The sequence below is a fragment of the Streptomyces sp. NPDC002643 genome (assembly GCF_053592555.1).
The window spans coordinates 209,986-229,887 of record NZ_JBSFVY010000008.1; the positions used below are offsets into that span (position 1 = coordinate 209,986).

General features: G+C 70.4%; 17 protein-coding genes and 1 pseudogene. 12 read left to right on the top strand and 6 right to left on the bottom strand.

Translation table 11 applies throughout. The annotated features are described in order from the left end of the window. The first annotated feature begins 5 nt into the window (after positions 1 to 5). The gene (locus ACWD4G_RS14895; RefSeq protein WP_451293209.1) at positions 6 to 359 is read left to right on the top strand and encodes a hypothetical protein; all 354 of its coding nucleotides are present in this window, start codon (positions 6 to 8) and stop codon (positions 357 to 359) included. A gap of 110 nt (positions 360 to 469) precedes the next feature. Here the strand turns inward: ACWD4G_RS14895 and ACWD4G_RS14900 are convergent, their stop codons facing one another. Together ACWD4G_RS14900 and ACWD4G_RS14905 are read right to left on the bottom strand one after the other, a co-directional pair. Further along, positions 470 to 1,141, bottom strand: a complete 672-nt coding sequence (locus ACWD4G_RS14900; RefSeq protein WP_451293211.1) for an ABC transporter — start codon at positions 1,139 to 1,141, stop codon at positions 470 to 472. Further along, complete coding sequence (locus ACWD4G_RS14905; RefSeq protein WP_451293213.1) at positions 1,138 to 2,166, bottom strand: ABC transporter ATP-binding protein; 1,029 nt, start codon at positions 2,164 to 2,166, stop codon at positions 1,138 to 1,140. Before ACWD4G_RS14905 ends, ACWD4G_RS14900 begins: the two co-directional genes overlap by 4 nt. A 99-nt stretch (positions 2,167 to 2,265) precedes the next feature. Here ACWD4G_RS14905 and ACWD4G_RS14910 point away from each other — a divergent pair, with 99 nt between their 5' ends. The 6 genes from ACWD4G_RS14910 (at position 2,266) to ACWD4G_RS14935 (ending at position 9,347) form a co-directional block, all read left to right on the top strand. Beyond that, the gene (locus tag ACWD4G_RS14910; protein WP_451293215.1) at positions 2,266 to 3,069 is read left to right on the top strand and encodes a peptidyl-tRNA hydrolase; all 804 of its coding nucleotides are present in this window, start codon (positions 2,266 to 2,268) and stop codon (positions 3,067 to 3,069) included. Positions 3,070 to 3,278: 209 nt separating this feature from the next. Beyond that, the gene (locus ACWD4G_RS14915; RefSeq protein WP_451293217.1) at positions 3,279 to 3,887 is read left to right on the top strand and encodes a DUF4142 domain-containing protein; all 609 of its coding nucleotides are present in this window, start codon (positions 3,279 to 3,281) and stop codon (positions 3,885 to 3,887) included. A 137-nt stretch (positions 3,888 to 4,024) separates the two neighbouring features. Beyond that, on the top strand, positions 4,025 to 4,834 hold the full coding sequence (locus ACWD4G_RS14920) for a DUF4142 domain-containing protein (protein ID WP_451293219.1): 810 nt from the start codon (positions 4,025 to 4,027) through the stop codon (positions 4,832 to 4,834). A 229-nt stretch (positions 4,835 to 5,063) separates the two neighbouring features. Beyond that, the gene (locus ACWD4G_RS14925) at positions 5,064 to 6,428 is read left to right on the top strand and encodes a DUF692 domain-containing protein (protein ID WP_451293444.1); all 1,365 of its coding nucleotides are present in this window, start codon (positions 5,064 to 5,066) and stop codon (positions 6,426 to 6,428) included. Between the two features lie 308 nt (positions 6,429 to 6,736). Next, positions 6,737 to 7,546, top strand: coding sequence for a DUF4142 domain-containing protein (locus ACWD4G_RS14930; RefSeq protein ID WP_451293221.1), 810 nt, complete (start codon positions 6,737 to 6,739; stop codon positions 7,544 to 7,546). Positions 7,547 to 7,670: 124 nt separating this feature from the next. After that, on the top strand, positions 7,671 to 9,347 hold the full coding sequence (locus tag ACWD4G_RS14935; protein WP_451293223.1) for an alpha/beta hydrolase: 1,677 nt from the start codon (positions 7,671 to 7,673) through the stop codon (positions 9,345 to 9,347). 11 nt (positions 9,348 to 9,358) lie between these two features. Here the strand turns inward: ACWD4G_RS14935 and hemQ are convergent, their stop codons facing one another. Both hemQ and hemG read right to left on the bottom strand, forming a co-directional pair. Further along, on the bottom strand, positions 9,359 to 10,090 hold the full coding sequence (gene hemQ, locus ACWD4G_RS14940) for a hydrogen peroxide-dependent heme synthase (RefSeq protein ID WP_451293225.1): 732 nt from the start codon (positions 10,088 to 10,090) through the stop codon (positions 9,359 to 9,361). Positions 10,091 to 10,095: 5 nt separating this feature from the next. Beyond that, complete coding sequence (gene hemG / locus ACWD4G_RS14945; protein WP_451293227.1) at positions 10,096 to 11,550, bottom strand: protoporphyrinogen oxidase; 1,455 nt, start codon at positions 11,548 to 11,550, stop codon at positions 10,096 to 10,098. A gap of 229 nt (positions 11,551 to 11,779) precedes the next feature. On the opposite strand from hemG, the gene ACWD4G_RS14950 reads away from it, so the two are divergent. Continuing rightward, entirely contained in the window at positions 11,780 to 12,796 is a 1,017-nt protein-coding gene (locus ACWD4G_RS14950; RefSeq protein ID WP_451293229.1) for a DUF4349 domain-containing protein, read from the top strand. Positions 12,797 to 12,829: 33 nt separating this feature from the next. After that, positions 12,830 to 14,222: pseudogene (locus tag ACWD4G_RS14955) on the top strand (FAD-dependent oxidoreductase). A 116-nt stretch (positions 14,223 to 14,338) separates the two neighbouring features. On the opposite strand, the gene ACWD4G_RS14960 reads toward ACWD4G_RS14955, so the two are convergent. Beyond that, positions 14,339 to 14,671 (bottom strand): hypothetical protein, encoded by a 333-nt coding sequence (locus ACWD4G_RS14960; protein WP_451293231.1) that lies wholly within the window; start codon positions 14,669 to 14,671, stop codon positions 14,339 to 14,341. A 252-nt stretch (positions 14,672 to 14,923) separates the two neighbouring features. On the opposite strand from ACWD4G_RS14960, the gene ACWD4G_RS14965 reads away from it, so the two are divergent. Both ACWD4G_RS14965 and ACWD4G_RS14970 read left to right on the top strand, forming a co-directional pair. Next, positions 14,924 to 16,120, top strand: coding sequence for a cytochrome P450 (locus ACWD4G_RS14965; protein WP_451293233.1), 1,197 nt, complete (start codon positions 14,924 to 14,926; stop codon positions 16,118 to 16,120). 35 nt (positions 16,121 to 16,155) lie between these two features. Further along, positions 16,156 to 17,247 (top strand): class I SAM-dependent methyltransferase, encoded by a 1,092-nt coding sequence (locus tag ACWD4G_RS14970; protein ID WP_451293235.1) that lies wholly within the window; start codon positions 16,156 to 16,158, stop codon positions 17,245 to 17,247. On the opposite strand, the gene ACWD4G_RS14975 is transcribed toward ACWD4G_RS14970, so the two are convergent. Next, a complete protein-coding gene (locus ACWD4G_RS14975; RefSeq protein WP_451293237.1) occupies positions 17,219 to 18,319 on the bottom strand; it encodes a pyridoxal phosphate-dependent aminotransferase in 1,101 nt (366 codons plus the stop codon). The genes ACWD4G_RS14970 and ACWD4G_RS14975 overlap by 29 nt on opposite strands. Before the next feature lie 151 nt (positions 18,320 to 18,470). On the opposite strand from ACWD4G_RS14975, the gene ACWD4G_RS14980 reads away from it, so the two are divergent. Then, the gene (locus tag ACWD4G_RS14980; protein ID WP_451293239.1) at positions 18,471 to 19,631 is read left to right on the top strand and encodes a PucR family transcriptional regulator; all 1,161 of its coding nucleotides are present in this window, start codon (positions 18,471 to 18,473) and stop codon (positions 19,629 to 19,631) included. The last annotated feature ends 271 nt before the right edge of the window (positions 19,632 to 19,902 follow it).

Sequence of the window (19,902 nt, forward strand, 5' to 3'; positions counted from 1 at the left end):
GGCACATGAGAACACGTACGGTGAAGTTCGGCCTGTACACGGACGAGGAGGGCATGGCCTGGGTCGGAACCCTCCTCAGGGACGCCGTGGCAACCCGAAGCGCCCGCATCACCGAAACAACCGTCGCCCACACCCTCGTCGGCGGAATGCCCGCAGCCGAGATGTACGACCTCCTCGCGGACCAGTGGACCCACGAACACCCCGACCAGTCACCCGGCGACCGCGAACTGGTCGAGTTCCGCGTCCACTTGGCCTGCTCCCTACGAACCTGGCGAGCGATACGCAAAACAATGATCAGAACCCTGTGCCCGGAAGGCACCGCCCCACACACCTGCCGAGTCCCTTGGTTCGCGGCCTGACGACGAACCGGACATGGATGACCACCGCCCTCCCGGAGAACCGGAGAGAGCGCCTCCTCCGCACAGAGGCGGCCCTCGTCGATCATCTCGACCGGCAGGCGAGCGCCCGTTCAGGGTGAGCGGCGGTTGGTGAGGGCGCAGGCCGTGGTGGTGGCCAGGGCTGTGAGCAGTGCGGCGGTGGCCAGGGGCAGGACGGGGAGGGGGACGGTTCCGTGTTGGGAGCCGTCCACGAGGGCGCTGATCGCCGTGTTGGCCGGGGAGCCGGTGACCACCAGTGCCAGTAGCGCGCCGAGGAGCAGCGCGGGGACGGCCCGGCCGGGCGAGCGCAGCAGCGGCCAGTTCGTGAGCGCGCCCACCGCCGTGCCGAGCAGGGCGCAGGCGAGAGTGGCCACGAAGCCGGCGATGCCCGCGGGGACCGCCGCGATCCTGGTCTGGTGATCCGTGCCCGTCCAGTCGCTGATCGCCGTGACGAAGAGGGTGGCCGCGGTGCCGAGGAGCGCGGACGCCGACAACGCCACCAGCAGACAGGCCAGATGCGCCCGCCCCGGTCCGGCCGCCGCTCCCGTACAACTCCGGGCCGCCGGTGGCTCATTGGTCGCGCAGATCCGTACCAGCCAGGCGGCCACCGGCAACAGCGCGGCGGCCGAGTAGCCGAGCGAGTCCAGCACCGGCTGCCCGCTCTGCACCCCGATCCCGAGGAACGCGGCGTACAGGATGACCGGCGGCAACCACCGCTGCGACCGCAGCAACAGGGCCGCCTGATAACGAAGCAGCGCACTCATCGGGGCCCCTCCGCCTCCACTTCATCCAGCTCTTTCAGATCTTTCAGTTCTTCCGGTTCTTGCGGTTCTTTCAGGTCATTCAGGTCATTCAGGTCTTCCGCTTCTTCCAGTTCTTCCAGTTCTTCCAGTCGCGCCGCCCGTTCCACCGGGGTCCGCTCCTCCCGTGGGCCCACGCTCACCACATGCCACGGCGGCCGGGCGCCCAGCAGCGCTCTCAGCAGCGCGTCCGAGCGGGTCTCCGGGACGGCGAACCGGTGTACGCCCGAGTCGGTTTCCTCGACCTTGGTCGCGAACTTCCCTGCCTCGCCGGGTACTTGGGCGGCAGCCCGCGACGGCGCCCGCGCCTCCACGACGACCGAGGCGCCCTTCCCCTCCGCCGCCCCCGAACTCCCCCGCCCGTCACGGAGTTCGAGCGAACCCCCCGTCACGGCGTACACCGCGTCCGGCACCCCGGACAGCCTGCTTGGGTCATGGTCGACGAACACGACCGCGGACCCGGCGGCCGTGCGCTCGGCGACGACGCGCTCCAACTCCTCGCGGGCCTCGGCGTCGAGGCCGGTCCACGCCTCGTCGAGGACGAGCAACTCCGGTTCGGCGAGGAGCGCCTGGGCGACGGCGACCTTCTGACTGCTGCCCTTGGAGAGTTCCGCCATCGGCGTACGGGCGTACTCGGCGGCCCCGAACCGCTCCAGCCACTCCTCGGCGGCCTCGGCGGCGGCCGGGCGGTCCAGACCGTGCACGGCACCGAGGTGGGTGAGGTACTCGACGGCCGTGAACGGCAGCGCGGCCGGGAAGCGTTCGGGAACGTACGCGGTACGGGGGCGGCCGGAGATCCGGCCCACGGTGGGCACGTCGATCCCGGCGAGGACGCGCAGCAGCGTCGACTTGCCGGTGCCGTTCGCGCCCTCGACCCGGATCAGCGCGCCGGGGGCGATCTCCAGATCGACACCGCGCAGGACCCAGGGCCCGCGGAACCCGTACCGGCGGCCGACTCCCTCGATGCTCAGCAGTAACTCGCGTTCCATGCCGCCCATCCTCGTACATGGGCGTCCCGCGATCGCACGGGTGTACGGCCGTACTGTCGGCCGGAGCAGCAGGGATCTTCCGGCTGGCAGACTGGACGGGTGAGCAGCGACACCGAGCGCCCGAACCAGGACCCGAGCCCCACGCAGACACCGAACCCCGCCCGGACACCGAACCCCGCGCAGCCGCCGAGCCCTACGCGGACGCCGGGCGACAGCCCCTTCCGGCATGGGCGGAGCGCTCGGGACGAGGCGCCGCAGTTCGTGCTGCCGTTGGTGGTGCGGATCGAGAAGGCGGCTCCCCCGGCGCGTACGGACGCGTTGGAGACGGCGGCGCGGGCGGTGCTCGTGATGCTGGGCGACGCGCGGTCGCTGGGGGACGGGGAGTGGGCCGAGGCCATGCGGAGCTGGCAGGACGCACGGATCAGGAAGGTGGTCCGGCGGGCGCGCGGCGCGGAGTGGCGGCGGGCGGAAGCGCTCCCGGGTATCACGGTGACGGGAAAGTCGGCGGAGGTACGCGTCTTCCCGCCGATCCCTCTCGACGGCTGGCCGAAGGACCTGGCCCGTCTCCAGGTCTCCGGCACGGACCTCGACGACCCGGAGCCCCCGGCCGGGGCCGAGCCCTCCACACCGGTCATCTGGACCAACCCGGACCTCGGCATGTCCGCCGGCAAGGCGATGGCCCAGGTGGGGCACGGCGCCCACCTGGCCTGGCTGTCCCTCTCCGACGAGGCGCGCTCGGCCTGGCGCGACGCCGGTTTCCCGCTGGCCGTCCGCACCGCCGCCCCGGCCGACTGGGCCCGCCTCACCGCCTCCGGCCTCCCGCTGGTCCGGGACGCGGGCTTCACCGAAATCGCCCCCGGCAGCTGCACGGTGGTCGCCGACCACCCCGCCCTGCGCCCCTGAGACCACCGCCGCACGCCCTGACGGGGGGCGGGGCACGGCGCGCTCAACCCCCTCCCACCGGCCACCCCCACTCCTTTTCGGCCGACCCACCGCAAGCTTTCCGGTGACTGTGACACCCCGTTGAACACCGCCGCCGTCCCGTACGTACCTCCCTGCACTGGCCAAGCAACTGCCCCAACGACCAGTTGGCTTTACCCGGGAGGCTCATCTTGCAGCGTGTCAATGGCTCGGTCATCGCCAGCCTCGCGCTCGTCGTCACCATCGGAGCGCTGGCGTTCCCCGTGTGGTCCTACGCCGACCGCTCGGGCACCGCCCAGGCCAACATGGCGGCCACTACCGTCAACACTCAGTGGGGGCCGCTGACGGCGGCCGACCGGGACCTGATCATCAGGGTGCGGCTGGCCGGACTGTGGGAGCTGCCGGCCGCCGAGCAGGCGATGCAGCGCTCCAGCAGCCCGGAGGTGAAGGAGGCGGCGGACCATCTGATCGTCGGTCACAAGGACCTCGACGAGCGGGTGCGCAACGTGGCGACCCAGCTCGGCGTCGAACTGCCCAACGTACCCAACGCCCAGCAGCAGGCCTGGCTGCAGCAGATGACCAACGCCACCGACGACCAGTACGACCGGGTGTGGGCGAACCTGCTGCGCTCCGCCCACGGCAAGATCTTCCCCGCCATCGGCGCGGTGCGGAACATGACCGAGAACACGCTGGTCCGTCAGCTCGCCTCGGACACCAACCAGACCGTGCTCGACCACATCACCTTCCTGGAGGCGACCGGCCAGGTCGACTTCGACGCCATCGCCAACGGCACGATCTGACGCCGACCCCACGGCACGGTCCGGGCCCGTCGCAGCCGGCGGCGGGTTCCGGCCCCGCCGAGGCGGCTCACCCACTCCAGTACCAGTTCCGTCCCCAACGATCACAACGATCCGTTGGTTTCCTCCCGGAGGCTCTCTTGCGACGCTCCAAGGGCTCGCTCCTCGTCGCCGTGGCGATCGTCGGCACCGTCAGCGCCGTCGCCTACCCCGTGTTCTACTCGTACCCCAACCGCAACGCCGCGGCGGCCGCGGCCGTGCCCACCGGTGACACGGTGACCACGCAGTGGGGTCCGCTCACCCCCGCCGACCGCGACCTCATCATCCGGGTACGGCTCGCGGGCCTGTGGGAGGGGCCGGCCGGGCAACAGGCCCTGGAGCGGGCGTCCAGCCAGTCCGTCAAGGAGGCCGCCGACCATCTGATCGTCGGCCACGCCGACCTCGACAAGCGGGTCCGGATCATCGCGGCCAAACTAGGCGTCGAACTGCCCAACCAGCCGACCGCCGAGCAGCAGGGCTGGCTGGACCAGATGACCGCCGCCAAAACCGAGGCCGAGTACAACAAGACCTGGGCGAATCTGCTGCGGGCCGCGCACGGCAAGATCTTCCCGGCCATCGCCAGCGTCCGTAACTCCACCCGCAACACCCTGGTGCGTCAGCTGGCGTCCGACGCCAACCAGACCGTGCTGGACCACATCACGATCCTGGAGAAGACCGGCGAGGTCGACTTCGCGCAGATCGCCGACAACTCGGTCAGCGGCACCGCGAGCCCGACCGGCCCGCCGCCGCCGGAGCCCGGGGTCCAGCCGCCCGCCGCCCCCGCGGCGGAGCCCTCCACCAACCCCGACGTGAAGTCCACCCCGTCCCCGCAGGCCCCCGGTGTGGTCCCCACCGACCGCCCGGACCCGGAGGAGCTGAACGCCGACCAGGGGGTACCGCAGATCCAGTAGCCGCCGGGCGGGAGAAGGCCGCATACCGCCGGGCCGCATACCGCACCGGGGGCGGCCCACGGCTCAAAGCTCAAATGTTGCTCTGAAGGTGCCCTCCTCGGGGTTCGGCCCCGGTTTCCGGGGCCATGACTCCGTCGCGCCGGAACACAGGTCCGCGTCGAGGAGACGACAACACAGGGGTCCGTGCGATGCCGTGACCGACGTGACCGAGGAGGGGACGATGGGGACGATGGAGCAGGTCAGGAAGTTGAGGCTGGGGGCGGGCATCGGCTGGCGGCCCGAGATCGCCGACGCCGTCGAGCGTATGGCCGGACCGTCCGGCGGCGTCGACTGGGTCGAGGTCGTCGCCGAGAACGTCTGCCCCGGCCATGTCCCCGACGCGCTGCTGCGGCTGCGCGAGCGCGGGGTCACGGTCGTCCCCCATGGCGTCTCCCTGGGGCTCGGCGGCGCCGACCGCCCCGACGAGGGCCGGCTGAACTCCCTCGCCGAGCGCGTCCAGGCCCTGGGAGCGCCCCTCGTCACCGAGCACATCGCGTTCGTACGGGCCGGGGGCGCCCTCACCGCGTCGCCGGGGCTGGAGGCCGGGCATCTGCTCCCCGTCCCCCGCACCCGCGACGCCCTCGACGTGCTCTGCGAGAACGTCCGCGTCGCCCAGGACGCCCTGCCCGTCCCGCTCGCACTGGAGAACATCGCCGCCCTCATCAACTGGCCCGGCGAGGAGATGACCGAGGGCCAGTTCCTGTACGACCTCGTCGACCGCACCGGCGTACGGCTCCTCATCGATGTGGCGAACCTCCACACCAACCACGTCAACCGGGGCGAGGACCCCGCGAAGGCGCTCGACGAACTGCCGGTCGAGGCCATCGCGTACGTCCATGTCGCGGGCGGCTTCGAACGCGACGGCGTCTGGCACGACAGCCACGCCCACCCCGTCCCCCAGCAGGTCCTCGACATCCTCGCCGACCTCGTCTCCAGGGTCACCCCGCCGGGTGTCCTCCTGGAGCGCGACGAGAACTTCCCCGAGCCGGGCGAACTGGAGCGGGAGTTGGGGGCCATCAAGGGGGTCCTGGAGAAAGCCGAGGTACGGGATGCGCCGTCGGCGAAGCCGATGGGTGAGCCGGTGACCGAGGGCGCGGCCGCACACGAGACCGATGAGAGGGCCGAGGAGGAAGCCGGGACCGCGGCTCGGCAGCGGCTCGGGCTGGCGCAGGCGTCGTTGCTGTCGGCGCTGGTCGCGGGGACACCGGTGCCCGAGGGGTTCGACCGGGTGCGGCTCGGCGTCCAGGCGCGCGCCCTCGCCGCCAAGCGGGCGGACGTCGTGGCGAAGGTCGCGCCCGAACTCCCGGAGATCCTCGGCACGTCGTACCGCCCGGCGTTCCTGGCGTACGCCCAGGGCAACCCCATGACGGACGGTTACCGGCGTGACGCCCTCTCCTTCGCCGAGCACGTCCTGCTGGAGCAGGATCTGAAGAACGCCTCCGCCAAGCGCGCGCTGCGCGAGTGGTGGCTGGAGCGCTCCGGCCCGGCCCCGCTCTCCCGCCGCCCCACCGCCCGTCTCGCCCGCGCCACCCGCCGCGTACTGCTGCGCCGCTGAACGGGGGCGCGTACACGCGGTCGGCCCGACCCGCGTACGCGCCGTCAGGTGCCGTGTGCGACGGCCCGCCGCGCACCTCGGTGTGTTGCGAATAACAGAACCATTTCCCACAGCCGGGTTTCACGACCGATTCTCGGCTATTTCACAGCATGTGTCCTGCGCTTCTACGACCCCGCCCTGCCCGCTTTGTCCCGCATCAACCCTTCCTCCGCGTACGGCAGTTGCCCCGGACCCGGAAGTAACATGCCACCTGAAGCGAACCCGCACCCGAACCGCATGAGCGTGCGGTGCCGCGAGCAGGAGGCACCATGCGATCCATCAACCGCAGCGGAGGACTGGTCAATGGCACAGGGCTCATCGTCGCCGGGTTGACGGCCACCCTCATCGCGATGGTCTTCCCGATCTGGTCGTACGCGGACCGCTCCGGCACCGGTGTCTCCGCGCTGAACGCGTCCACGGTGACCACGCAGTACGGTCCGCTCTCCGGTCTGGACCGGGACTTCATCACCAAGGTGCGGCTGGCCGGGCTGTGGGAGCTGCCGGCCGGGCAGCAGGCCCAGACAAAGGGCACGACCCAGGCCGTGCGCGCCGCCGGCGACCATCTGATCGAGGGTCACACCTTCCTCGACGCCCGTGTCCGCAATGTCGCCGCGCGCCTCAGCCTGCCGCTGCCCAACCAGCCGAGCGACCAGCAGAAGGCATGGCTGGAGACGCTGAACACGGCTCAGGGCGAGAGTTACGACCGGGAGTTCGCCAATATCCTGCGCCAGGCCCACGGCAAGGTCTTCTCCCTTGTCGCCGAGGTCCGCGCCACGACCCGCAATTCCCTGGTCCGCGATCTCGCCGACGACGCCAACACCACGGTCCTGGACCACATCAGGGTGCTGGAGGCGACGGGGCTGGTCGACTACGACGCGATCGCGCGGGACGCCGCCGCCGCGAGCACCCCGCCGATGACCAACTCCCCCGCGCCGCCGGGTCCGTTGAACGACCCCGGGTCGCCGATTCCGGTCACCCCGTCCCCCACGCCCACGGCCTCCCCGTCGCCGACACCCACGGCGTCCCCGTCGCCGACGTACACGCTGCCGCCGGCTGCCCTCGGCCCACAGGAGTCATAAAGGGCACCCGGTGTGAAAAGAGCATCGGGAGGAATCACCGCGACACCACTCCCCTCGTCCTTTACTTCACCCCTTGTCGACCGAAGCATCCCTTTTGTTGCCGCCATGCACGGAGGGATTTGCCATGCGAGCTGCTGTTCTCTACGGAACCGTCGGGTCGGTGTTGCTGGCCGGGCTGGGGGCCGCCCCTGCCAGAGGGGACACCCGGATCGCCGCCGCCGAGGTGTACGGCGTCTCCGTCGCCGCCGTGCGGGCCGAGGTCGAAGGAATCCGGTTCGGTGAGTGCCCGGCCGTGGAACAGCTGCCCGAGGGGTTCCAGTGCGGGACCGTCGAGGTGCCGTTGGACTACGCGCGGCCCGACGGGAAGCAGATCCCCCTGACCGTCAGCCGCGTCAGGGCCACCGGGAAGGACCCGAAGGGGAAGAAGGTCGCCCGCCAAGGAGCCCTCGTCTTCAACCCGGGTGGCCCCGGGGCCTCCGGCATGTTCTTCCCGTTCGTCGGGTTCCTGCCGGAGTGGAAGCGGATCGGGGCCGCGTACGACCTGGTCGGATACGCCCCCCGAGGCGTCGGACGATCGGCGCCCCTGTCCTGCGAGGACCCCGGAAAACTCCACCGGGGGCCCACGCTCGCGCCCACGCACCCCTCGGAGTCGTACAAGAGGGAGCGGATCGCCCGCGCCAAGGCCTACGCCCGCGGCTGCGCCCGGCGCGGCGGCCAGGCGCTGCGGCACTACCACTCGCTCAACAACGCCCGCGACCTGGACGTCCTGCGCGCCGCGCTCGGTGAGGACCGGCTGACGTTCATGGGGGCGTCGTACGGCACCTACCTGGGGGCCCTGTACGCCACGCTCTTCCCGTCCCATGTGCGGCGCATGGTCTTCGACTCCGCGGTGAACCCGGCCCCGCATCAGATCTGGTACCACAACAACCTCGACCAGTCGGCCGCCTTCGAGGGCCGCTGGGCGGACTTCCGGGCATGGGTCGCCAAGCACCACAAGGTGTACGGGCTGGGGAACACCGCCGAGAAGGTCCTGCGCGGCTATGAGCGCGCGGCGGCACGGCTGGCCACCGAGCCGGCCGGGGGCGTGGTCGGGCCGGGGCAGCTACAGGGCGCGTTCCTCCAGGCCGCGTACTACGACGACTACTGGCCGCAGCGGGCCCTCGCGCTCTCCGCCTATCTGAAGGGCGATCCGAAGCCGCTGGTCCAGCTGGCGGGGCCCAACCCCGAGGCCGCCGCCGAGCAGGAGAACACCAACGCCGTCTACACCGCCGTCGAGTGCAACGACGCGCCCTGGCCGACGGATTGGCGGGTCTGGGACCGCGACAACACGCGGCTCGCGCGGACCGCGCCGTTCGAGACGTGGGACAACGTGTGGATGAATCTGCCCTGCGCGTATTGGCTCGCGCCGCGTCAGCGGGCCCTTGATGTGCGGGTCGGGGTGGGTGGGCTGCCGCCCACGCTGATTCTTGCCGCTGAGCATGATGCGGCTACGCCGTATGCCGGGGCGGTTGAGTTGCAGCGGCGGCTTTCGGGATCGGTGCTTGTGACCGAGCGGGACTCGGGCAGCCATGGGGTCAGTGGTGGGGGGAACAAGTGTGTTAACGGGTACTTTGAGGCGTACCTGCTGGAAGGTCGGTTGCCTGGGCGGAGGGCTGCCTGTGCTGGGCGCCCGGAGCCTCGGCCGGAGTCTGCGCGGTCTGGGGGTGCGTCTTTGGGTGGTCGGGCGAGTGCGGGTTCGTCGTGGCTGGTCGCGCAGTTCCCCGCGCCCCTAAAAGTTGGGGGCGCGGGTCTGAGCCGGTGACCAACTGCTAGCTACGCCAGCCCTGCCACCAGCTCCGCCACCGACTTCCTCCTGCCCGTGTAGAACGGGACCTCTTCGCGGACGTGCATGCGGGCCTCCGATGCGCGCAGGTGGCGCATGAGGTCGACGATGCGGTAGAGGTCGTTGGCCTCGAAGGCGAGCATCCACTCGTAGTCGCCCAGCGAGAACGAGGCGACCGTGTTGGCGCGGACGTCCGGGAAGCCGCGGGCCATCTTGCCGTGGTCGGCGAGCATACGGCGGCGGTCCTCGTCGGGGAGGAGGTACCAGTCGTAGCTGCGGACGAAGGGGTACACGCTGACGTAGTCGCGGGGGGTCTCGTCCGCCAGGAACGCCGGGATGTGGGAGCGGTTGAACTCGGCGGGGCGGTGCAGCGCCATGTTCGACCACACCGGGGTGAGGGCGCGGCCCAGCCTGGTGCGGCGGAAGAGGTTGTACGCCTCCTGGAGCTGGTCGCTGGTCTCGGCGTGCCACCAGATCATGACGTCGGCGTCGGCGCGCAGGCCGGAGACGTCGTAGGTACCCCGGATGGTCACGTCCTTCGCGGCGAGCTGGTCGAACAGCTCCTGGACCTCGTCGGCGTAACCGGTGCGGTCCTCCGGCAGTACGTCCTTCAGCTTGAAGACGGACCACAGCGTGTAGCGGATGACCTCGTTGAGGTCCTTGGCCAGCTTGCCCTTGTTCGGGATACGGCCGGACTCGGTGGTGGGGGCGTCGTCGCTCATGGTTCCTATTCTCCCGCTCCGCCGTGGAGGCTCTGCACCGGGTTGGCGGTGAGCTCCTGCAGACGGCGCAGGTCCCCGTGGATCTGGTCGACGGCGGCCGCCGCGCTCGCGATACAGGCCGGGATGCCGACGCCGTCGTACGCCGCGCCGCAGACGGCGAGGCCGGGCAGCTCGGCCATGTGCTCACGGACGCGGGCCACGCGCGCGTGGTGGCCGACGGGGTACTGGGGCAGGCCGTCTGTCCAGCGGGTCACACGGGTCTCGACCGGGGTGGCCGTCAGACCCGTGGCCTCGCGGAGGTCGTGCCGCGAGACGTCGACCAGGTGGCTGTCGTCCTTCTCCAGGATCTCCGTCTCGCCGTAGCGGCCCATCGAGGTGCGCAGGACCAGCAGGTCGGGGTGGTGCTCGCCGACCCAGCCCCACTTCTGCGACGAGAACGTGGACGCCTTGATGGTGCGTCCGTCCACCGGCGGCACCAGGAAGCCGCTGCCCTCGGGGAGGGTGACGTCGACGCGGCGGTAGGCGAGGGTGACCAGGGCCATGGAGGCGTACTCCACGGCGGACAGCTCGGCGGCGGCCCCGGGGGCTTCGGCGCGCAGCAGCCCGGCGGCGACCGGGGCGGGGACGGCCACCACGACGGCGTCCGCGTGCAGCACCCGCTCACCGGCGACGACGCGCCAGCCGCCGGGCGTCTCGCGGCGCAGCTCGGTGACGGGGGTGCCGGTCAGGATCTCGGCGCCGCGCGCGCGTACCGACTCGGCGACGGCGAGCGGGAGTTGGCCGATGCCGCCCTCGATGCCCATGAAGACGGGGCCGGTCCGCCGGGCGGCCGCCGCGCGGGCCTGGATCTCGCGGACGGCCTCGGTGATCGAGGTGTGGGTGAGGGCGGCCTGGTAGAGCTGGGGGACGGCCGAGCGCATCGAGATGCGATACGCGTCGCCCGCGTAGACCCCGCCGAGCAGCGGCTCGACCAGCCGGTCCACGACCTCCCTGCCGAGGCGGGCGGCCACGTACTCCCCGACCGCGATGTCGTCGCCGACCTCGGTGCGGGGCAGCTCGGCGTCCCGCTCGATGCGGGCCAGGCCCTCGTCGGACAGCACCCCGGCGAGGGCGGACGCCGTGCCGGGGACGCCCATGACGTGCCCCTTCGGCATGGGCCGCAGCGCGCCGCGCGTCCACAGCGAGGCGGTGGCGGTGGCGGGCGGCTGGAGGTGGTCGGCGAGCCCGACCTCCTTGGCGAGGGCGACCGCCTCGGGGCGGCTGGCCAGCATGGACTCGGCGCCGAAGTCGGTGCGCGCGCCCGCGATCTCGCCGGGCAGCAGCTTGCCGCCGACCCGGTCCGATGCCTCCAGGACGGTCACGCGCGCATGTCTGTCCAGCAGCTTGTGCGCGGCGGCCAGCCCCGCGATACCCGCCCCGATGACGACGACATGCCCGGTGTCCGTACGTGATCCGCTCATGGACCAACCCTCTCAGACGTCACTGACAGTCACGTCGCCGGACCGGGTGGGCCAGGTGAGCACCCTGTGTGCCCCTGTGTGCTCCCTGTGCGGCATGTGGCCTCGCCGAGTCCCGACCGTGACCGCTTCGGGACCGTATCCGGCCAACGTTCGGGCGCCCTCCGGCGTCGAAGGAACGTCCGCAAGCAAGTGGGCACACCGTTCACGACTTCGGGGGGTACCCGCCGCCATGGCCGAAACACTCGTACGACGACGTTCCCGGCGAGACGCACTCCGTTCCCGACCGCGGCCCGCAGGCGCCCTGGCCGCCGTGTTCCTCGCCGCCGCGCTGGCGCTGACCGGATGCAGCGGCACCGACGACGCGAGCTCCCTGTCGGACAGCGGGGCCGACAGCAAGGCCGGCACCTCGGCCCGGCAGGAGGGCGCCCTCGACTCCGGCGCCGGAAAGGGCGAGGACGCCGACGCCCCGCCGCAGCTCGCCCCCAGCCACATCATCCGTACCGCCTCCCTGACCGTGCGGGTCAAGGACGTGCCCAAGGCGCTGGAGGAGGCCCGCACCACCACCGAGAGCGCGGGCGGGTTCGTCGGCGAGGAGTCCACGACCCGCGACGGCGACGGCCGCGAGCGCACCCGGGTCGTCCTGCGGGTGCCGACCGAGAAGTACGAGGAGGTCCTCACCGACCTGGAGGGCACCGGCAAGCTGCTCGAACGCAAGGCCAAGGCCGAGGACGTCACCGATCAGGTCGTCGACGTGGAGAGCCGTATCAAGACCCAGCAGGCGAGCGTGGCCCGTATCCGCGAGTTGATGGACCGGGCGACCAAGCTCAGCGATGTGGTCACCCTCGAAGGGGAGTTGAGCACCCGTCAGGCGGATCTGGAGGCCCTCCTCGCCCAGCAGGAGTCCCTGAAGGACCGTACGAGCCTCGCCACCATCACGCTCTCCCTCTCGGAGACCGCGGTGAAGAAGGCCGAAAAGGACGACGACCCCGGCTTCCTGGACGCCCTCGCGGGCGGCTGGAACGCGTTCGTGGCCGTCTTCCACTGGCTGGCCATGGCTCTCGCCGCCGTCCTCCCCTTCGCCGTGGCCGCCGCACTCGTGATCCTGCTGTGGCTCCGCCTGACCCGCGCTCGGCAGCCCCGCCCGGCGACCTCCGGCAGCGCTCTCCCGGCCATGGCTCCGGACAAGGACGAGAAAGGTGACAAGGGCGAGCAGGACGGGGCGGCCCGGGTGGACACGGAAGACTGAAATGCGGGGTGCCCGTAGCGTGTTCTCGTGAACATGAGCCGTAGCGCACGTACGTCCGAACGCCTGGTCGTCATCGGCGGCGACGCGGCGGGCATGTCCGCCGCGTCGCAGGCACGGCGCCTGCGGGGCCCCGACGACCTGGAGATCGTGGCGTTCGAACGCGGCCACTTCACCTCCTACTCGGCCTGCGGCATCCCGTACTGGGTGGGCGGCGACGTCGACGACCGGGACCTCCTCGTCGCCCGCTCGCCGGAGGAACACCGATCCCGTGCGATCGGCCTCCGGATGCGTACGGAGGTCGTGGAGATCGATGTCGAGGGTGCGCGTGTGCGCGCGCGGGACGTCGATTTCCGGCGCCGAGTCCTGGACGTCGTACGACGACCTCGTCATCGCGACCGGCGCGCACCCCATCCGTCCGCCCCTGCCGGGCGTCGACGCGCCCGGAGTGCACGGCGTGCAGACCCTGGACGACGGGCAGGCGCTCCTCGAAACGCTGGACGCCACCGAGGGCCGCCGGGCGGTGGTCGTGGGCGCGGGCTATATCGGCGTGGAGATGGCCGAGGCGCTGATCAACCGTGGCTACGAGGTCACGGTCGTCAACCGGGGCAGCGAGCCCATGTCCACTCTCGACCCGGACATGGGCCGCCTGGTGCACAAGGCCATGGAGGGCCTCGGCATCACCATGGTGAACGACGCCGAGGTCACCGCCTTCCGCACCGGCGACGACGGCCGGGTCCGCGCGGTCGTCACGGAGGACGCCGAGTACCCGGCGGACGTGGTGGTCCTGGGCATCGGCGTACGCCCCGAGACCACACTCGCGAAGGCGGCGGGCCTCCCCCTGGGCGACCACAACGGTCTCCTGACCGACCTCTCGATGCGGGTCCGGGGCCACGAGAACATCTGGGCGGGCGGCGACTGCGTGGAGGTCCTCGACCTGGTCTCCGGCCGCGAACGCCACATCCCGCTCGGCACCCACGCCAACAAGCACGGCCAGATCATCGGCGCCAACATCGGCGGCGGCTACGCCACGTTCCCCGGGGTCGTGGGCACGGCCGTCAGCAAGGTCTGCGACCTGGAGATCGCCCGCACCGGCCTCCGGGAGAAGGACGCCCAGCGCGCCGGGCTCCAGTACGTGACGGTCACGATCGAGTCGACAAGCCGGGCGGGCTACTACCCGGGCGCGGCCCCGATGACGGTCAAACTGCTCGCCGAACGCCGCACGGGCCGTCTGCTGGGGGCCCAGATCGTGGGCAAGGAGGGCGCGGGCAAACGCGTCGACATCGCGGCGGTGGCGTTGACGGCCGGCATGACGGTCGAACAGATGACGACTTTGGACTTGGGCTACGCCCCACCTTTCTCCCCGGTATGGGACCCGATCCTGGCAGCGGCGAGAAAGGCGGTGGCGGCGGTGAGATCGGGCAACTGATGGCGGGGCGCACCTTGACTCCCCAGGGGCGCGGGGAACTGCGCGACCAGCCACAACGAAGCGGCACCCGGCAACACACAGCACCCCTACGGCGAACCCCCGTCAACCCCCCACCCTCAAACAGCCGAAGTGTTCCCACTGATCCGATCAATCGCCTGCATAGCCTGATCGGCCGGAGGCCTCGGCGGCAGAGACGACACGGACGCCGAGGACGTGACGGCGGGCGCCGCCCCCGTCTGCGGCTTCGCATGCGCGGCCGCCGCCCGAACCGACCGCAACCGATGGCTGACGGCCTCGTCCAGCGTCACCGGCCGCTGCATACGCGCGGCGAGCCGCCCGGCCTCCTGGCCGAGCGCGGCGACGTCTTCCCAGGGCAGCCGCACCACCAGGGCGATCTCCGCCTCACCGTCCGGAGTGGCGTGCATCGAAGGAGTGACTCGGTCGTTCATCGCCTGTTCCTCACGTAGATCCGCGGTTGAGAAGTCATACGCACGACCGTGCGCGAGCGTTCACACCCTCTACGTGACGTATGCGGCGGGCGGGCCGGGCGCGGCGATGGCGTGGGGCGACGCTCCCCGGGTTTGCCGGTGAGCGGCAAACCCCGTGGCTCCCCTCGTCCAGCACCGGCAACTCCCCGCAGGGGTCGGCGTTTTCTAGCCTGTGATCCATACGCCGCCGATGTTCCTCAGGGAGGACTCCTCATGCCTGACCTTTCCGCTGAGGCGGTAACCGAGCGGCCGGCGGGGGACGACCTCTTCGATCCGCTCTCCAGCGACATGATCGCCGACCCGTATCCCGGTTACCGCCGGCTCCGTGAGCACGCTCCGGTGTACTGGCACGAGCAGTTGGGGTCCTGGCTGCTGACCCGGTTCGCGGACTGCCAGACGGTGCTGCGTGACGCGGAGCGGTTCGCGGCGGACTTCCGTCGGGTGGGGATACCCACGCCGGACACTCTGCTCAGTCTGCAGACCCTGGACCCGCCGGAGCAGACCCCGCTGCGCCATCTCGGCCTCAACACGCTGCGCGCCATGGACGTCGAGGGGTTCGCCGCCGAACTCGCGGTGCGGGCGGTCGCCGAGCTGTCGGCCTTGGCCGAGCGGGGTGAGTTCGACTTCGTGCGGGACTTCAGCGACGCGTTCACGCTGACGGCGATGACGACCCTGCTGAACGTGCCGGGACCGGCGGAGGACGAGACGTTCCACCGGCTCAACGCGGATCTCGACCGCAGCATGGACTCCGGTCTGGACCCCGATGCCGAGGCGGCGGGCATCCGGGCGCGGTCGCGGTTCAACGCGCTGGTGGAGTCCTGGCTCGCGAATCCGCCGAAGGAGGGTGTCATCGCCTACCTGGTGGAGCACGAGGCCGAGGGCGGGGTCCCGAGGGAGGTGCTGGTGAACTCGGTCCGGGCCTTCTTCCACGCCGGTTTCGAGGTGCCGAGCCGGTTCCTGTCCAACGCGGTCGCCGCGCTGCTGGACCAGCCGGACGCGTTCGCCGCGCTGCGGCGGGGCGCACCGATGGGACCGGCGGTCGAGGAGCTGATCCGCTTCGGCGGCCCGGTGCACGCGCTGAGCCGGGCCTGTACCGAGGACACCGTGATCGGGGGGACGACGATCCGCCGCGGCGAGATCGTGGTGGCGCTCATCGGCGCGGCGGACCGCGATCCTGAGCAGTTCCCCGACCCGGATGTGATCCGTCTCGATCGGGACCCCAATCCGCATCTCGGCTTCGGCCGCGGTTCGCACTCCTGCCTGGGTTCCATGATCGGCCGGGCCGAGGCGACGGCGGTGCTGTCGGCGGTGGTGCGCCACCTGCCCTCGCTCCGCCGCAACGGCCCCCCGGTTCCCCGGCCCCATGCCACGTTGCGCGGCTACCGCAGCCTGCCGGTGACGGTGCGCTGATCCGAACGAGGAGAAACCCGCAGATGAACGTGCAGATGAGTCAACAGACGAATCAGCAGACGAATCAGCAGACGAGTCAGCAGACGAGTCAGCAGACGAGTCAGCAGACGAACCGGCTGTCGACGGCGGACCGGGCGGCTCTCGACCCCGAGAGGGCATGTGCCCGGATCTTCAATTCGGCGATCGCCGCCGCCGCGATCAGTGCCGCCTGGGAAGTGGGCGTGTTCGACGAGCTTCGAAGCGTCGGACGGTTGGACATCGCCGAGTTCGCCGCCAAGCACGCCCTTGACGTGGGCGCCACGCGAGCGGTCTGCACGGCGCTCTCCAGCGCCGATGTGGTGTGCCGTGAAGGCGATCGGGTGACGCCGGGTCCCACCTTCGCCGAGGCCGACCGGACCAAGGGGTTCTTCTACTGGCTCACCCGCGGATACGGCGAGGTCTTCGGCAACCTTCCTCGGCTGCTCCGCACGGAGAACCGCTCCGGGGACTTCTACCGGCGTGACGCCGCCGCCATCGGCATCGCCTGCCGGCAGAACAACAAGGTCTTCTTCGATCCGGCGTTCAAGCCGGTGATCGCCTCGCTGGAGTTCTCCGCGATCGCGGACCTGGGGTGCGGCAGTGGTGAGCGCCTGATCGAGATCGCCCGGGAGCGGCCGGGTGTGCGCGGTGTGGGTATCGACCATTCGGCTCAGGTCCTCGAACTCGCCCAGGGCGAAGTGGACAAGGCCGGACTGACGGACCGGATCACTCTGACCCGGTCCGATGCGACCGTGCTGGACGAACGGGCGGAATTCACCGGAGTCGATCTGGTGACCTCGTTCATGATGGGCCATGACTTCTGGCCCCGGGATGAATGCGTCAGGTCGTTCCGGCGTATCCGCGAAGTGTTTCCCGATGTGCGGCACTTCCTCCTCGCGGACACCGCGCGTACCACCGCGTTCGCCGACCAGGAGATGCCGATCTTCAGTCTCGGTTTTGAGACGGCTCATGCGGCGATGGGGGTCTATCTACCCACCCTCGACGAATGGAACGACGTATTCGAGGAGTCGGGCTGGCGCTGCGCCGAACGTCATCTCATCGAGACTCCCGCGTCCAGCTTTATGTTCCATCTGGTGCCACGGCCGTAACCCGTGTTTCACGGTGAACTTCCGCGAATATTCTGGTGAATTCCCGCATTTCCGGTCGGGTGCCCACCGTCAGCCGGAACATCCCCTGGACCAAGGGGCCGTGCAGGGGCTGAACCAGGACCTGGGACTCGCGTAGCATCCGGACCGTTCGCGCGCAGTCGTCGGGCCGCACCAGCACAAAGTTGGCGGCTCCGGCGACAACCGGGACACCGATCTCTTCGAGGAATTCCAGAACCATCGGCTTGGTGTCCGACATGATCTCCTCGGTGTGCTCGCGCACTTCGTCCATGGCCTCCAACTGGGCCTCACCCGCGACGATCGCCAGCGCGTTGACATCGAACGGATTGCGCAGTTTGCGGATCTGCTCAAGGACTCCCGGGTCGGCGACGAGGTAGCCCAGCCGCAGTCCGGCCATGGCGAACGCCTTGGAGAAGGTGCGGAAAACGATCAGGTTGGGGTGCGACTCCACCCATGGGGCCACCGTCAAACCCGTGAACTCGTAGTAGGCCTCGTCGACGACCACCGGTGTGTCGGGGTACGCGGCGAGGATCTCCTGGATGAACAGGGTGTCCACCAAGGTCCCGGTCGGGTTGTTCGGATTGACGAAGACGATCAGATCCGGATCACGGCGGGCGGCGGCTCGGAACTCCGCGTACGGAAAGGACAGGTCCGGCGCGTGGGGGACCCCGTCCACCTGGGCGCCCAGCAGCCCGGCGACCCGCCGGAAGGGGATGAACTCGGGTGTCGCCACCAGCATTCTCTTCCCAGCGGACAGGAATGTGCGAAGCGTGATGTCGATCGCCTGGTCGGAACCGTTCGTCGGCAGTACGCACTCGGTGGGCACCTTGCAGTGCTCGGCGATCCTGGCCGTCAACCGCTCATCCGTCGGGTAGCGATGGAAGCCCGCACCGGAAACATGGGCGGAAAGGGCGGCGGCCACGGTGCCGGAGACCGGCCGACTGCTTTCGTTGCGGTCCAGCCTCAAGCAACGGGATCTGTCGATTCCGGTCGGGTCGGCCATCGACCAGGGCGCCGAATTCCGTACCCGCGAGTTGAATTCAAGACCGCTCACGGCACACCACCTCCAGCACCACTCTTAACCCCATTCGATGGAGGATTTCACCGCCGTGTGCCGGACACCGGCACACGAGGTCACCCGACCCACACCGCAGAAGGTACTCACGAAAGAGCAACCGGACTCCGAGGAGTACAAGGAGTGCAAGGTGGGTCAGTTGAAGCAGAACGATGTACTGAGTCAACTCGTCGAGCACTACGCGGGCATTGTGTTCGAGGCGGCGTTCCGGGACGAAGGGCCGTCCCGGGTCGAGCTGAAAGTCTGCCATTCCATGGCGTTGGAGGCTGCCGGCCAGGCAATTCCACTGCACCGGATCGTCGCCCGATGCAATGCCGAGAGCAATCGCATCTGGGCCGGTCTGCTCGCACCCGGAAAAGAGCGCGGCGACCCTGCCGTCCCGCCCAGGGAACCGGGGGCCGCCGACGGCGATCTCATCCGAGCGGCGTCCGAAGCCGCGCTCTCGGCGATCCTGGCCGGTCATGGGCAGGCCGCCTGGGCGGCGGCGGCAGAGGACGTCCGGCAACGCGACCGATTCCTCCATGAACTGTTCGCCGACCGTGTCGGTCTGCCCGATCTGCTCGCGCGAGGGGGGCAGTTGGGGCTTCAGCTCGGGGGCTGCAACCTGGTGATCGCCCTTGCCGCCGACGGACCGTCCGACGCGGCGGACCACGTCGTCCTGCGCCTGGAGCACGCGCTGCGCACACGGTTCACCGCCGACGGCTGCCTGGCGGGACGGTACGCGGACGGCGTGCTGGCGCTGATGACGGTGGAGTCACCGGAGTCCGCGCCGAGCACCGGGGCCGTACGCGACGCGGTGGCCGAGACGATGCGGCAGCGACCATGGCCGCACGCGCCCTGGCGGATCGGGATCGGTCGGCCGAGACCCGGCGTACACGGCATCCGGCTCTCCTGTGAAGAGGCCCTCGAAGCACTCGATGTCGCCCGGCGCACCGGCATCGACTCCCTCGGTCCCCGTGACTCCGGGCTGCTCATCCATCGGGTGCTCCACCGCGACCGGATGGCGATGGCGGAACTGATCCGCACGGTCCTCGTCCCGCTCACCGAGGCCCACCACGGCCCGGGGCCGATGCTGGACACGCTGGAGGCGTATTTCACCGCGGGCGGCATGATCACCCGGGCGGCACGGGCCCTCCACCTCAGCGTGCGGGCCGTCACCTACCGACTGGTCAAGATCAAGAACCTGACGCAGCACGACATCAACGTGCCGGAGCAGCGGTTCGCCCTGGAGGCGGCTCTGCGCGGGGCGCGGATACTGGACTGGCCGCGTCGGCCGTTACCCGAACTGTGAGCCCGGGTACGGCTCACCGCACCCGGGCGACAGGACAGGGGAGTCGGCTACGTGGCCGACTCCCCTGTCGATCTCTGTGGCTCTGTCGATCTCCGTGGCTCTGTCGCGATCTGCCGGTCTCTGTGGCTCTGTCGCGACCTGTCGCTGTCCCTCAATCAGTGCAGGTAACGCATTCGGCACCTCCCGGGTCTCCTGACCCGCCAAATATAGGTACGCCACCTCGTGCGGTTCAGGGTCCGCGGCCGGAAGAGAAACGAGGACGGATCTGCCG